The organism is Salininema proteolyticum, from assembly GCF_042685645.1.
GTDB classification, from domain to species: domain Bacteria; phylum Actinomycetota; class Actinomycetes; order Mycobacteriales; family Micromonosporaceae; genus Salininema; species Salininema proteolyticum.
This window is the reverse complement of record NZ_JBHUNX010000001.1, coordinates 4,469,996-4,483,174: the sequence shown is the minus strand read 5'-3', so window position 1 is coordinate 4,483,174 and position 13,179 is coordinate 4,469,996. Positions and strand designations below refer to the sequence as shown.

At 68.9% G+C, this 13,179-nt stretch carries 11 protein-coding genes and 2 tRNA genes; 4 read left to right on the top strand and 9 right to left on the bottom strand.

The genetic code is table 11. The features are described from left to right. Nucleotides 1-8 precede the first annotated feature (8 nt). The 4 genes from alr to ACFTE1_RS20825 form a co-directional block, all read right to left on the bottom strand. Nucleotides 9-1,163: an alanine racemase gene (gene alr, locus ACFTE1_RS20840; protein ID WP_380617770.1), complete on the bottom strand. Its 1,155-nt coding sequence runs from the start codon at nucleotides 1,161-1,163 to the stop codon at nucleotides 9-11. A 133-nt stretch (nucleotides 1,164-1,296) separates the two neighbouring features. Further along, nucleotides 1,297-2,901 (bottom strand): alpha/beta hydrolase, encoded by a 1,605-nt coding sequence (locus ACFTE1_RS20835; RefSeq protein WP_380617771.1) that lies wholly within the window; start codon nucleotides 2,899-2,901, stop codon nucleotides 1,297-1,299. 121 nt (nucleotides 2,902-3,022) lie between these two features. Then, nucleotides 3,023-3,754, bottom strand: coding sequence for a MerR family transcriptional regulator (locus tag ACFTE1_RS20830; RefSeq protein ID WP_380617772.1), 732 nt, complete (start codon nucleotides 3,752-3,754; stop codon nucleotides 3,023-3,025). 192 nt (nucleotides 3,755-3,946) lie between these two features. Further along, nucleotides 3,947-6,412: a S8 family serine peptidase gene (locus ACFTE1_RS20825; RefSeq protein ID WP_380617773.1), complete on the bottom strand. Its 2,466-nt coding sequence runs from the start codon at nucleotides 6,410-6,412 to the stop codon at nucleotides 3,947-3,949. Nucleotides 6,413-6,591: 179 nt separating this feature from the next. On the opposite strand from ACFTE1_RS20825, the gene ACFTE1_RS20820 reads away from it, so the two are divergent. After that, nucleotides 6,592-7,203 carry a dihydrofolate reductase family protein gene (locus tag ACFTE1_RS20820; RefSeq protein ID WP_380617774.1) on the top strand — a complete coding sequence of 204 codons (612 nt, stop codon included), beginning with the start codon at nucleotides 6,592-6,594 and terminating at the stop codon, nucleotides 7,201-7,203. Nucleotides 7,204-7,290: 87 nt separating this feature from the next. Here the strand turns inward: ACFTE1_RS20820 and ACFTE1_RS20815 are convergent, their stop codons facing one another. Continuing rightward, nucleotides 7,291-7,986 carry a YqeB family protein gene (locus tag ACFTE1_RS20815; RefSeq protein ID WP_380617775.1) on the bottom strand — a complete coding sequence of 232 codons (696 nt, stop codon included), beginning with the start codon at nucleotides 7,984-7,986 and terminating at the stop codon, nucleotides 7,291-7,293. Nucleotides 7,987-8,504: 518 nt separating this feature from the next. On the opposite strand from ACFTE1_RS20815, the gene ACFTE1_RS20810 reads away from it, so the two are divergent. Together ACFTE1_RS20810 and ACFTE1_RS20805 are read left to right on the top strand one after the other, a co-directional pair. Beyond that, on the top strand, nucleotides 8,505-8,759 hold the full coding sequence (locus tag ACFTE1_RS20810; RefSeq protein WP_380617776.1) for a hypothetical protein: 255 nt from the start codon (nucleotides 8,505-8,507) through the stop codon (nucleotides 8,757-8,759). 504 nt (nucleotides 8,760-9,263) lie between these two features. Further along, a complete protein-coding gene (locus ACFTE1_RS20805) occupies nucleotides 9,264-9,587 on the top strand; it encodes a hypothetical protein (RefSeq protein WP_380617777.1) in 324 nt (107 codons plus the stop codon). A 54-nt stretch (nucleotides 9,588-9,641) separates the two neighbouring features. Here ACFTE1_RS20805 and ACFTE1_RS20800 read toward each other — a convergent pair whose 3' ends face one another. The 4 genes from ACFTE1_RS20800 to ACFTE1_RS20785 form a co-directional block, all read right to left on the bottom strand. Then, entirely contained in the window at nucleotides 9,642-10,235 is a 594-nt protein-coding gene (locus ACFTE1_RS20800) for a hypothetical protein (RefSeq protein WP_380617778.1), read from the bottom strand. Nucleotides 10,236-10,306: 71 nt separating this feature from the next. Continuing rightward, complete coding sequence (locus ACFTE1_RS20795) at nucleotides 10,307-12,091, bottom strand: alpha/beta hydrolase (protein ID WP_380617779.1); 1,785 nt, start codon at nucleotides 12,089-12,091, stop codon at nucleotides 10,307-10,309. After that, nucleotides 12,088-12,504, bottom strand: coding sequence for a hypothetical protein (locus ACFTE1_RS20790; RefSeq protein ID WP_380617780.1), 417 nt, complete (start codon nucleotides 12,502-12,504; stop codon nucleotides 12,088-12,090). The genes ACFTE1_RS20795 and ACFTE1_RS20790 overlap by 4 nt, the downstream gene beginning before the upstream one ends. 200 nt (nucleotides 12,505-12,704) lie before the next feature. Beyond that, nucleotides 12,705-12,779, bottom strand: a tRNA-Asp gene (locus ACFTE1_RS20785). Between the two features lie 298 nt (nucleotides 12,780-13,077). Between ACFTE1_RS20785 and ACFTE1_RS20780 the strand changes: the two genes are divergently transcribed. Then, nucleotides 13,078-13,155 (top strand) — tRNA-Asp (locus ACFTE1_RS20780). The last annotated feature ends 24 nt before the right edge of the window (nucleotides 13,156-13,179 follow it).

The following is a 13,179-nucleotide window of genomic DNA, read 5'->3' as shown; positions in this document are numbered from 1 at the left end:
AACTCCGTCTAGTCGATCCAGCGGCGCGGCACGCGCGTCCCTATTCCGGTGTAGATCTCGTTGCCGATGGTTCCCGACCAGCGGGCCCAGTCGTCGGCCGAGGGCGTGTCGTCGGAGAATCCGAAGAACACGACCTCGTCGCCCGCGCGGACCTCGTCGTCGCCGCAGTCGACGATGACCTGGTCCATGGAGACGCGGCCGATGACGGGCCGGATCTCGCCGCGCAACCAGACGCGGCCCGACCCGCTGGAGGCCCGGTGGATGCCGTCGGCATAGCCGATCGGGACCAGCGCGGTCGTGGTGTCCCGGTCGAGGCGGTGAGTGTGGCCGTAGCCGACGCCGGCTCCGGCCGGGTTGCGCTTCACGATGGAGACCCGGCTGCGCAGTTCCATGACCGGGCGGAGGTCGGCATCGTGGCCCGGGATCGGGTTGGAGCCGAACAGCGCGATGCCGGGGCGGGTGAGGTCGAAGTGCGTCTCGGGGTCGCCGAGGATGGCGGCCGAGTTGGCGAAGTGACGCAGGCGCGGTTCGAGGCCGATGCCCTTGGCGACGTCCCAGGCGCGGGCGAAGGCCGCCTTCTGGTACTCGTTGGCCTCTCCCAGTTCCTCCGCGCGGGCGAGGTGGCTCCACTGGGCGACGATCTCGGCCACGCCCTCGCGTTCGAGTTCGTAGAGCTTCTCGCCCAGGAGGGGCCAGTCCACCTCGGGGGAGCCTCCGCGGGTTGTGCCCGTGTCGACCTTCCAGTGGAAGCGGACCCGGCGCCCGGCCAGGCGTGCCTGCTCGGCGGCGGCCTCGGCCTGTTCGACGCTGGAGACGCCCAGGTTGACGCCCGCCTCAATGGCCGCGCGCAGCTGCTGGGTCTGAGTGGGAAGGAAGAAGACGACCATGATGGGCGTCTCGGTGATGCCGCCGCGGTGGTACAGGTCGAGCGCCTCGGCGAGGGTGGCCACTCCGATCCACTCGGCTCCGGCGCGGACTGTGCGGACCGCCGTCTCGACCAGGCCGTGGCCGTAGGCGTCGGCCTTGACCATGGCCATCATGTCCCCAGGAGCGTGGGATCGCAGCACGTTGAGGTTGTGGACGAGGTTCGCGGAGCTCAGGCGGGCCTCGGCGATCCCCTCCATCCCGACGTTCGGCGCGTAGTAACCGGTTTCACCAGACATGCCTTATAGATTACGCCTCCACGCTCGGCGCTCCGGGCAGCGATATGCCGATGTTCCACATGAAACATTTCCACCGGGGCGGAGGCGGACCCGTTCCGTCCGGCACGGGTCCGCCTCCGCGGAGGGCGGGTCGTCACCGGTTCAATCGAGCGAGCGCTTCGTCCCTCCGCCGTTGTTCGGCGCCGTCCAGGTCCAGACCCGAGGAGGCCGATCCCTCACAGACGACGTCGGTGTCCGGCATCTGGCCGTCGACGAGGTACCGTGTCGTGATGTTGAGGGCGCACGGGTTGTCGTCGTAGAGGTAGACACCGTGGCCGCTCTCCTCGACGGAGACCATGCGGGCGCGGTCGCCGAAGGCCTCGCGGGCGAGCTCGCCGCCCTTGAGCGGGGTGGCCGGGTCCAGGGTGTTCTGCAGGATCAGGATGTTCCGCGGACCCTCGTCGACGATCTCCACCGGCGGCCCGACAGAGTCGTGGCGCCAGAAGGCGCACGGGTTGACATTCGCGGCGGCCGCCCCGAACATCGGGTACTCGTACCGGTCCCAGGCCACCCGCATCCGGTAGGTCGCCGTGTTCTCGGGCCAGTCGGTGTCGTTGCACGTGTACGCGCGGAACGCGGACCACATATTGTCATAGGGCGATAGCTCCGCCGTCCCCTGCGACGCCGTCGCCGACGAGGCGGGCACGGCGAGGTCCAGATCCCCGGCGCCGCGGCGCACCCCGTCGGCGTCGCCGAGCTCGATCGACTGCCAGAACTGCGAGAGCGGCCCGTACAGACTCTCCGCGTAGAGCGACCCGAACACCGCGGCCCGGAAGTGCGCCCCGTCGAAGCCCTGGAACGGACGCTCGTCGAGGCGTTGGGCCGTGCGGAAGTAGTTCTCCCGCACCTCCTCGGGCGTCCGGCCGAGCCCGTAGGACTCGTGCCTCCGGGCCGCCCACTCGGCGAACTCGGGGAACGTCGCCTCCATGCCGAGCGCGAACCGGCGGTGCCCGTCGTCGTCGAGCGCGGTCCCTCCCACGTTGCTGTCGAGGATCATCCGGTCGCCGTTCTCGGGGAACAGGGAGGCGTAGGCGGAGCCGAGCGCGGTGCCGTAGGAGAGGCCGAAGTAGCTGACCGTGTCCTCGCCGAGGGCCTCCCGGATCCGGTCCATGTCGCGGGCGGCGTTGGCGGTCGTCAGGTGCGGGAGGATCCCCTCGGAGTCGTTCTCGGCGCACTGGTCGGCGATCGCCTTCGACGCCTCGGCCTGTTCGATGACCGCGGCGTCGTCCACCGCGTACGGCGGAAGGTTGCCGCGGTAGTCCTGGTCGACCGTGAATCCGCAGCTGACCGGCGCGGAGTGCCCCACGCCCCGCGGGTCCATGCCGATCAGGTCGTACGCGGCGAGGGCCGTGGCCGGCATCCCCAGGTCGACCAGGTCCGCCGGCTGCCGCAGCCCCGACCCTCCCGGACCGCCCGGGTTGAGCATGAGGATACCCCTCCGGGCCTCGGGATCCGTGCTCGCGATGCGGGAGATCGCGATCTCGATGGTCCGTCCGCCGGGGTCGCGGTAGTCCAGCGGAACGGTGACGGTCCCGCACTCCATCGTCTCCGCGCCTTGCACGTCGTCCGGGCATGCCGCCCAATCGACGTCGTCCGCCCCGCCGTCGCGGGCGCCCGCCGGCTCCGCCGCCGTCGTGCCCGCGAGGCCCACCACGGTCGCCACCGCCATGGCGGCTCCGATGATTCGTCGTCCTGTCATCATCACCTCTCTGTCGTTCGGCCCCGTACCGGGCCACTGAGCACAGTCCAGTCCATGCCGTAACGGCACAGTCAAGCACCGCAACGGGATCAATAGTCGAGATCACAGGGGGACGGGCGGTTCAGGCGTTGCGCGGCTCTCCGATCAGGTCGTGGAGCCGCCGCATGACGTCGAGTTGGGCCGGGTTGTACAGGTCCCTGAGCGCTTTGCCGATCGACCGGCGGACGAAGTCCCGGTCGTGCGGGGAGTCGGAGGTGTCGAGGAGGTCGGGGTACCGCTCGTTGAATTCGCGCGCGGACGGCGCGAGCCGTTCGGCCAGATCGGCGCGGGTGGCCTCGTCGGCGTCAGGGGCCAGGTCGTCAAACTCGATGTACCCGGGGCCGTCGGGAAGTTCCCGCAGCATCCTCGCGTACCGGCGGAGGCCCTCGGGGCCGAGGATCCGCGACATGACGGCCGCGAGCCGGCGGTCGGCCTCGGACATCCGGGCCTCGGCCATGCCCGGGGCGAACTCCGGAGGGAGCTCGGTCGGCACGGACTCGCGCAGGATCATGCCCAGCTCGGCGCGGGCTCTCCGCAGGCGGTCGATGGACGCGGCGAGCTCGGCGTCCAGGGCGCGCAACGCCTCCTCGGGGTGGTCGTCGTCCTCGTCGAGAGCGGCGATCCGGGGCAGGGGGACCCCGAGGTCGGCCAGGCGCTTGATCCGCAGCAGGCGGACGAGGTGGGCGACGCCGTACTGCTTATAGCCGTTGGAGAGCCGTTCGGGCTCGTCGAGGAGGCCGATGTCGTGGTAGTGCCGTACCGCCCGGAGGCTGGTTCCGGCCAGCTCGGCGATTTCACGGGTGCTCCAGGCCATCGTCGCTCCTCCGTTCGCCGGGGCGGTGCGGCCGCACTGACCCTGCCGGTGTCGAGAACAGTGAGTGCCCCTTCAGGATACGCGGTGGGTGTTGAGGTGAAAACCCTTGCGGGGCAAGCGCTGAAGTCTCTTCTTCCAACGGTGCGGGGGCCGGTGCCGCCTCTTGTCGGCGGCGCCGGCCCCCGGGACGCGTCATTCCGCGACAGTGAACTCCGGCGAGGTCCACTCCTCCCAGTCGTCTTCGCTCTCCGGGTCGCCCCCAGGGGCGACCACCCTCAACTCGGCCCTCCAGTCCCCGGCGGGCAGGTCCTCCACCGCACGGTCCAGGTCGAAGAGGAGCGGGTCGTCCGCCCCGGACGACCGGGGCAGGAAGTCCTCGACGACCTCCGCCGCGACGTCCCCCGTCTCCGCGTCTACGATGCGGACCTCGGAGCGGCGCGACTGGTACTTGAAGTAGGCCTCGAGTCCGGGAAGGCGCTCGTCCGCCGCGAAGACCCGGCCCTCGTCGACCGGCTCGGTCAGCTCGCCGTCCTCGTCCTCGGCGACCAGCCGGGGAAAGTCCTCGTGGTCGAGGACCGCAAGGTCGCCGAACCGGCCCTGGTAGCCGCTGTAGGGCACGGACCATTCGCCCCGGCCGTCGGAGGCTGTGACGTAGCCGCCGAAGAGGGAGTGCTCGGGAAGGTCGGCTCCGGGATCGAGGGTGACCTCGATCGTCGTCGACTCTCCGGCGGCGAGGGTGGCCCGCCGGGGAGAGAAGGAGACGGCGGGTTCGACGGCGTTGAACCGGACGTCGCGGATCTCCCCGTCGGTGGCGGCGGCGACCTCGTGCCCGAAGGTCAGCGAGGTGTGCACGGTGGCAGTGACGTCCACGGTGAACGTGCGCCTCCCGGTGCCGTCCCCCAGATGGATGTTCGCGGGTCCCATGAGGACCGGGGTGTCGAGCGCGCGGGCCAGGTCGACCACGCCGGCGCCGACGCGGTGGACGGACTCGTTCAGCGGGATGTCGCGGTTGCCCTCCCACTGGACGGTCTCGGCGGTGGACGTCAGGCGGGCGCGCACCTCGGCGGGAGCCATGCCGGGACGGCCCTCCAGCAGCAGGGCGACGCCCCCGGCGATGTGCGGCGAGGACATGGAGGTGCCGGACATGGACTCGTACTCGCCCTCGTCGTGCAGGTAGGTCGACCAGATGCCCCCGCCGGGGGCGGCGAGGTCGGGCTTGGCCCCGAGGTCGGGCGCGGGGCCGTAGGAGCTGAAGGACGAGGCCTGGTCGGCGCGGGGCAGGTCCACCTCGATCTCTTCGGTCGTGAAGCGGATCGAGCCCCCGACGCGCAGCTCGGCGATGTCGCGGATGTACGTTCCCGCCTCGCCGGTCACCACGGCGCCGGGCACCTCGCGGTCCTCGACGCCGCCGGCGCCGAAGGGTCCGGGCACGTTGTTGTAGACCAGGACGGCCGAGGCGCCATGGTCCACGGCCAGTTCGTACTTCGCGTCGAAGGTGCACTCGCCGCGTTCGATGACGGCGGTCCGGCCCTCGAGGTCGGGATAGTCGTCCTCTTCGCAGCCGAGGTTCTCCACTAGGGCCAAGTCGTCGAAGACGTCGCCCTCTTCGGGAGAGGGGGCGTCGCCGAGCGTGGACCAGCCGACCTCTTCCCCGTGCGGGCCGACGACGGCGCGGCTCATGCGGGCGGACGGGTTGTCGGTCGAGGCGACCGACAGGACTCCCTCGCCGACGGACGGGGCGCCGAGGGAGAACGTCCCGCTCTCGCCGGCGTTGCCGGCCGAGGCCACGACGACGGTCCCCTCGTCGACCAGGGCCGAGGCGGCGACGGCGGTCGGGTACTCGGGCCACTGGTAGGCGTAGCCGAGGGACATGTTCACCACGTCCATCCCGTCCTCGGCCGCGGCTTCCATGGCGGCGATGATGATCTCCTGGGAACTGGGTCCCTCGCAGCCGAAGACGCGGTAGGCGCCGATGGCCGCGTCGGGGGCCACCCCGGTGACGCCGCCGTCGGCGCCGACGATCCCGGCGACGTGGGTGCCGTGCCCCTGGCAGTCCATGGGGTCCTCGTCAGGCTGGGCGTCCACGCCCTCTTCGGGGTTGAAGTCGTCGCCGGTGAAGTCGTGGCCGAAGGCCACCCGGCAGCCCGGACCGAAGCATCCGCCGAGGTCGGGGTGCGTGTAGTCCACGCCGGTGTCGATGACGCCCACCTTCACGCCGGAACCGGTGATCCCGCGCCCGTGCAGGACGTCCGCCTGGGTCGTGACGGTGGCGTAGTCGAGCTCCGGCGTGCGGGCGGAGGCCGACTCCTCGACGGGGCCGGTCACGGGACGGGGGACGGCGATGTCCTCCCAGGCCCGGCCGAACGCCGCCGACTCGGTGAGCTCGTGCGCCTGGGTGGGTGTGGCCTCGATGGACACCCCGTGCCACAGGCGGTCGAAGACGCGGCGGACCTCGATGCCTCGGCTCCGGATCTCTTCCAGGCCGCTCTCGGGGTCGACGGACGGGTCGGACCAGTCCACGAGCCATATCCCCGCCTCTTCTGCGGGCGCGGCCTGGGCCGGGACGGAGGCCGGGACTATGACGGCTATGGCGAGCGCGGCCAGGAGCAGCCGGCGGAACCGGCGCGGACCGGAGCCGCGGGACGCAGGTGAGGACATGGCAGTTCCCCGCTTTCGATCGAGTGGAGTCATCCCCCACTGTGGCCGGTCGAAGCGCTGGTCCGTCACATCCGACGGCGTGTCACGCCCGCCTGTCCCCCCGGTGTCGGGCCGCGATGAATCCGGGTTCGCCGGGTCGTCTCCACAGGTAAGAAGGTCTCATCGAAAGGACTGGAACCATGGGCCGTCTCATCGTCACCGAGTTCACGAGCCTCGACGGCGTCGCACAGGCTCCCGGCGCTCCGGAGGAGGACCCCGAAGGAGGGTTCGAGTACGGCGGGTGGCAGGCCCCGCTGATGAATGCCGAGGTCGGCGGGCTCATCTACGAGCAGGCCAAGGGTATGGGCGCGCTTCTTCTGGGGCGGCGCACGTACGACATCTTCGCGGCCTATTGGCCCGAGGTGCCGGACGAGGTGGACTTCTCCGCGCTGCTCAACCGCGTCCCGAAGTACGTCGCGAGCCGCACTCTCAAGGAGCCGCTGAGCTGGCAGAACTCGAAGGTTCTCGGCGGCGGCCTGGCCGAGGGCGTAGCCGAGCTCAAGGACCGTTACGAGAGGGTCCACGTGATCGGCAGCCTCGACCTGGTCCAGTCGCTGCTCGGCCAGGGCCTGGTGGACCGCCTCAACCTCTGGGTCCATCCCGTCGTCCTCGGCGGCGGAAAGCGAGTGTTCGAGGGTGCCGCCATGCCCGCGGCGATGCGCCTGGCGCAGTCTCGGACGTTCGAGAACGGGATCGTCCAGCTCGAGTACGAACTGGACGGGAAGCCGGCCGTAGGCGATATGACCACCTAGGTGCTGAGGTCCGCACCGGCGCCGGGGCGTTCAGGCCGCGGTGCGGACCGTCCGGAACGGGACGGCCGCCCGCGATACGGACGTGCTCTATTCAGCGGTCGAAGTACCGCCGGAGCGGCGCCAGTACTGCTTCTTCTTGACTGTCTTGACGACCACGCCGTGGCTCGCCAGGTCGTCGCGGATCGAGCGCGCGTCGTCCGTCTTGTCATTCGCGATGGCGGCGGCGCGGGTCTTCAACGCCTCGTTGAGCTCCGGCGAAAGCGCTGTGGAGTTGCCCGGCCAGTACTCGAACTCCGACTCGTGCGGGTCGGAGTCCGCCCACGCGTATCCGTGCTTGCGGAACGCCGCGGCCAGCTCGTCCCAGTCCAGGTCGCAGTCCTCGCGCGCCAATTCCCCGTTGTGCTTGTCGGCCAGGACGAGCTCTTCTCCGGCGTGGACGGCGGAGGCGATGTCGTCCTTGGGGAAGGTCCGTTTCCATTCCCCGCTGGAGAGCTCGACGCCGGTGTTGGACACGGTCGCACGCAGCAACTCGTTGGCGGCGAAAGTCGCGAAGGCGAACCCGATCATCATTCCCGCCGCGATCCCGCCGGCCCAAAGGTAAGCGTCGCGGAGGCCTGTGAGGAGCTCGAAGAGGCCCTGGAAGGGGAACCACGGCAAAGAGGCGATCCACTCGGTCAGCAGAGCCAGGCCCAGGCCGAGCGCCGCCCCGACCAGGGGGATGCCTCCCCAGACGATCGCCCTGGAAGTCTTGTCTATGGTCACGGTCGTCGGTTCGGAAGCCATGGCCCTATTCTCACCTGCCGTCCGGGCATACGCGCTATACGGTCCTTGCCGAGTGACGGCCCCGCCGAAGCGGCCGAGAGCCGGGGCGGCCGACCCTTGGGGAGAATCCATTCCCATGCCATGCCCTGGTGTTTTCCTCACTGGAACTGCCACTAGACGCCGTCGCCGACACACCAGAGATGTCGTTGACTTTCCACGACACGATATACAACACTTGAAGATGCCGAGTAGCTCCGATGGCTACGCGGGGCGCCAACGGGACACGGTCCTCTTGTCGCAGCGGCTTGCCAGCATTAGCTAGCAACTACCTCTGGCAAGCCGCCTCCAACAACAATCCCCGAAGGGAGTTGATTGCACTCTCGATCGTAGTGCACCTCAAGGCTTGAATCCAGCCTCAATCCCATCATTCACGGCGCGTCATCCGTACGCGTCCATCCAACGCTGCCTTCTGCGCGCTCCTTTGCACCGAACCTTAGACTCCCCTGCCCGAAATACGCAGGGAGAAAGGGGCATTCTCCATGCCCACGATCGAGAAGAAACTCCCCTTGGACGACACGACCACAGCCCTCGTCCGCCGGGCCGCCACCAACATCCTGTGGGTGATCATCGATTCCGAATTCGCCGGGATCGTCCACCTGGACCGCGAATGGATCCGCCTGTGCGACGGCTGGTCGCTCCCCGCCGACGACCTCGAACGCATTCGCCTCGCCGCCCTCGCCACCCGCGACACCACGCCGACGCACCGCCCCCGGCCGCAAGGAGGCGAGGCATGAGCACCGAACTCCTCGCCGTCACCATCGCCGCCCTGATCTTCATCATGGCCTCGGCGATCCTCGCACCCGCTCCGACACCCGACGGCACGTCGACGACGCGCCCGCCGACTCCGCGTCCGTCACCGCGACCGCACCTCCACCAACCACCACCACCGCCGCCACAACCGAACGCCTGGGCCATACCCGTCCGCCACGACGGCCCCCGACTCGGTTCGGTCCGCTACTGCTCGCGCACATTCGAGATCCGCGCAGCTGGACCGACCATGGCCGCCGTGTCGATCCTCGAACCCGCCGGACCGCCCCTGCACCTGGCACTCCTGGACTGGGACAGCAGAAAGGCCGGCGACGTCCGATGGGCCGACACTCCGGAACGCCGCGCGCTCATCGCCGACGGCACCCGCCACGAACACTGGCTCGCGCAACGGTTCCGAGCCGTCATCGAGCACAGGGTCCACAACATCCCGCTCCCCCAGCGCTTCATCGACGAAATGAACGGACGACGCTATGACCAGCGATTACATGCCGGCCGGGACAACCGATCTCGGTATCATCACGCACGCCGGCCAAGAACTCCGCCTCCAGCTCGACCACGCCACCGGCCACGTCTACATTTTCGCGCCCGACCGCGCGAACCGTCCGATAGAGGAAAGGCCTCCGGCGATCATCGCCGACTGCCGCCGGCACCAGGCGCCCAGGGTGACCATCTACTCGGCGGAGCTCCACGAACGGTTCCGCACCGTGCCCGACTGGAAGGTCCGGCTCTGCGACAGGATCGCGCTGGCCGTGAAGCCCTACCAGAAATGCCGGTTGGCCGAAGAGACCCGATGACCGAAAAGGGCGGGCGGGCCTACGGCCCGCCCGCCCCTCTGTCCGAGAGTCCCCTCAGAGGGTTCCCTCGTAATCGACGTCCTCCTCGGCGAACGGGTCGCGCACGGGGGCGCGGTTCGCCTGGTCCTCGGGAATGCCGTCGGGGAAGAAGTCGTCCACGACGTCCTTCTCCCCGCCGGGATCGATACCCCCGACCGGAGCGATATAGGGGACCTCCCCGGGCTCGCTCTCCTTCGCGCCCCGGTAACTGATCTTCAGCGACACCCTGTCGAGCACGCGGAACCAGAGGTTGATCCCGTCCGACCGGGTCGCCATGACGCTGTAGTCCGTGGTCCCGAACCGGTCATCCTCCTGGGACTTCTCGCCGTGGATCTCGTAGCCCCGCTCCTCCCAGTGGTCGCGCAGCAGTTTGCCGAGCTCTTCGCGCACCGGCTGGGTGTGCCCGACTTCCCGGTCGAACATGTACGAGATCTCCAGATCGGTGTACCCGTCCTTGAACTCGTTGTTCACATCAGAGGTCGAGGCCCGCCACCCCCGTCCGGAGAACCCGGGGAAGTCCGGGATGGCCTCCACAGCGGCGGCCGCCTCTTCCTCCATGAGAGGAAGGGCCTCGGCCTGCGTGTAGTTGTCCTTGAATTCCTCGGGCATGTCCCCTCCTGAGCATCCTGCCAATAGTCCGATCGCGCCGGCCGTCGCTGCCAGCGCCCGCGTCAGCCTCTTCACCGGCCCACCTTCTCTTCCTGCCCGGTCACGATGTTCGCCATATTGTCCCTGGACCTGTTCCGCTCGTCCCAGTAGGCCGAGTGGTTCTCCAGGGCGCTCGTCACACCGCTGCCTCTGGTGGCGTCGCTGTGGAAGGTGTTCCCGCCGAACTCGTCCGAGATCGGGTCGGTGCCGTGGAGGAACTCCGGGGAGTACTGGATGACGTCCTCCGAGTTCGTCGACGACCATACATTGCCGGGGTCGATTCCCAGGTCCTCGGCCTTGTCCACGCCGACGCCCGGGGAACCGACGAAGACCATGTTGTCCACGTCGAGCCCCTCGTCGCGGGCGGCGATGCCGATCGCCGTCGTCCCGTACGAGTGGCCCGTGGCGGTCACGGTGGCGTCGTCCCGGCCGGTGGCGCTCAGCCCGTCGAAATAGGAGTTCATGGGTTTCGCGCCGTCCTCGGCGTACTCCTGGAACGCCGCCTCCGGTTTGATTCCTGCGCCGTTCTGGAAGGGCGCGACGTTGTCGGGGGCGTCGTAGCCGAGCCACATGACGTTGGCGGTCTCGGCGCCGCTGTCGGCCTCGTAGGCGTCATTGGCCATGGACTGCGACCGGTCGATCAAGTCCGACGCTCCGGCCAGGTCCGCGCCGGTTCCCGGGACGTACACGTTGACGTTGTCGGCGGTGTCCGGGTTGCCGATGGAGACCACCGCCTGCCCGTCCCCGGCCGACTCGTAGTCGATCAGGAAGAAGTCCTGGGAGGGGCCGTCCGGGACTCGGTGCGGGTCCTCGATCTTGTCCTGCAGCCCTTCCAGGCCGTCGCGCCGTTCGCGCAGCTCCTCGATCCGGTCGCGGAGGTCCTCGCGGTCGCCGTCGCCTATGCCGACCTTGTCGCCCAGGTCGTCGAGCCAGCCGCCCTCGGACTCCAGGCTCTCCAGCTCGCTCTCCAGGTCCTCGATCTCGCCGTCGAGGTCCTCGATCTCACGGCCCAGGGTCTCCCGGTTCGCGGTGTCGCGCACGTCGCTGGGAATGCCGTCCATCCCGCCGATGACACCGGGGTGGTCGTCGGCGAGGGCCTGGCGCTCGGCGTCGTCGAGCGAATCCCACCACTCGTTGACCTCCGCGGGGGTGGCCTCCCCGTTCTCCAGCCTCTCGGCCATCTCCCGGGCCTTGTCGCCCATCTCGTCGGAGAGCGAGTCGGCGTACGAGGGGTCGGAGAGCTTCTTCTCCAGCGACGGCGCCTCGTCGTCGATCGACTGGAACGTCGCCGCCAGCTCGTCGTCGTACTCGCGGACGCCGTCGAGCAGTTCGCGGAACTCGGCGGTGAGCGTCTCGGCCTTCTCGATCAACTCGTCGCGCTCCCGCTCCGCCTCGGGATCCGAGGCGGCCTCTTCTTCGAGGCGGTCGAGGACGCCCTGGTCGACGATGAACTCCTCGGCGCCGACACCGCCGCCCGGCGTCATGTCGGATCCCGCGCGCGAGATCAGGTCGCCGAGGTCGGTCTGCCTTTCGGCGAACCACTCCCCGGCGTCGTAGAGGTTCGTCTTGATCTTCTCGGCGTACTCCAGGTCGGCGGCGAACCGGTCCGCGTTGCGGCGGAAGTACGTGCGGGCGGCGTCCGCCGAATCGCCGTCGAACTCGTCGTTGTCGTCGTCCTTGAGGGGCGCTATGTCGCGCAGCAGGCGGTCTTCGATCTCGCCGTTGTTCTGCAGGTGCTTCGACCACAGGTCGGCGGCGTTCTCGAAGGCGCCGAAATCGGTGTCCCGCAGGGTCTCCCAGGTGATGGAGGAGCTCATCGGACCGGCACGCTCCCGCCGTCGGCCGGGCGCGCCGGCGCGGGACGCTCGGCGCCGGTGGCCTCGTAATAGTCGTCGCGGCGGTATTCCCCCACCGCGAGCGCGCCCTCCAGCTCGACGAAGTCCTGCGCGGAGTCTTCGTCGATCTCGCGGGCCTTGGCCGCGTTCGCCTCCATGAACTCGGCGCCGTCGACGAGGCGTTCGCCGAAGCCCGCCGTCCGCCGGGACCAGAAGGACGTCGCCGCCGTCAGCCCCTCCCGGAAGGCGAACTGACCGATGTCGATTCCGGCCAGTTCGTTGGACGTGTCGGAGGTGGTCTTCAGGCTGTCCTCCTGGAGTTCTTCGGCCACGGAGCGGACGCTCTCCGCGGCCGCCTCCACAGCGTCGGGGTCGATTTTCAGGGTGTCGGCCATGGGCAGAGGTTCCTTTCCAGCCGGGGTGGGCGCAGAAGGGGTGGGGCGGGGTGGTCAACACGCAGAGCGTACCCGGCACACGCCAATGGCGTCCCAGGTGGGAACGGTGACGATGGGGGATATCCGGTGGAGTCCCCGGACGGCGGGAAGAAAACAGAAAACCCGCGACCCCATTGGGATCGCGGGTTTTCACTGTTCGGCGGTCCTGACGGGATTTGAACCCGCGACCTCCACCTTGACAGGGTGGCGAGCACTCCTAACTGCTCCACAGGACCAGACAGATTTCTCTGCGTGGCGCTGACGCGCTTCATCATTTATACCAGACCTCTGCATGGGCCGATAGAGGGGTCTCTGTGACCGCCGCCTTAGCCCCCCGAAGGAATCCCAGGCAGAGGCCGCGGAAGCCCGCGATGGCACCGAGTCCGCGAATCCGACGAGTGACTGGAATTACTGGTAGAAGCCGTATTCGGCGAAAAACCGAGGGGAGACGCAGGGCACAGGAAGGGGCTTGCTATAAATAATGGGTCGCAAGGCAAGCCGCCTTCGCGAAAAAACACCGCAAGGTGAACATATGGTCCTGTGGAGCAGTTAGGAGTGCTCGCCACCCTGTCAAGGTGGAGGTCGCGGGTTCAAATCCCGTCAGGACCGCCATAGACGTCTTATTTGAACCCCTGA

Bases quoted from the DNA above. Each gene is read 5' to 3' on its own strand.
- alr (WP_380617770.1), bottom strand. From the start codon at position 1,163: ATGTCTGGTGAAACCGGTTACTACGCGCCGAACGTCGGGATGGAGGGG.
- ACFTE1_RS20835 (WP_380617771.1), bottom strand. From the start codon at position 2,901: ATGACAGGACGACGAATCATCGGAGCCGCCATGGCGGTGGCGACCGTG.
- ACFTE1_RS20830 (WP_380617772.1), bottom strand. From the start codon at position 3,754: ATGGCCTGGAGCACCCGTGAAATCGCCGAGCTGGCCGGAACCAGCCTC.
- ACFTE1_RS20825 (WP_380617773.1), bottom strand. From the start codon at position 6,412: ATGTCCTCACCTGCGTCCCGCGGCTCCGGTCCGCGCCGGTTCCGCCGG.
- ACFTE1_RS20820 (WP_380617774.1), top strand. From the start codon at position 6,592: ATGGGCCGTCTCATCGTCACCGAGTTCACGAGCCTCGACGGCGTCGCA.
- ACFTE1_RS20815 (WP_380617775.1), bottom strand. From the start codon at position 7,986: ATGGCTTCCGAACCGACGACCGTGACCATAGACAAGACTTCCAGGGCG.
- ACFTE1_RS20810 (WP_380617776.1), top strand. From the start codon at position 8,505: ATGCCCACGATCGAGAAGAAACTCCCCTTGGACGACACGACCACAGCC.
- ACFTE1_RS20805 (WP_380617777.1), top strand. From the start codon at position 9,264: ATGACCAGCGATTACATGCCGGCCGGGACAACCGATCTCGGTATCATC.
- ACFTE1_RS20800 (WP_380617778.1), bottom strand. From the start codon at position 10,235: ATGCCCGAGGAATTCAAGGACAACTACACGCAGGCCGAGGCCCTTCCT.
- ACFTE1_RS20795 (WP_380617779.1), bottom strand. From the start codon at position 12,091: ATGAGCTCCTCCATCACCTGGGAGACCCTGCGGGACACCGATTTCGGC.
- ACFTE1_RS20790 (WP_380617780.1), bottom strand. From the start codon at position 12,504: ATGGCCGACACCCTGAAAATCGACCCCGACGCTGTGGAGGCGGCCGCG.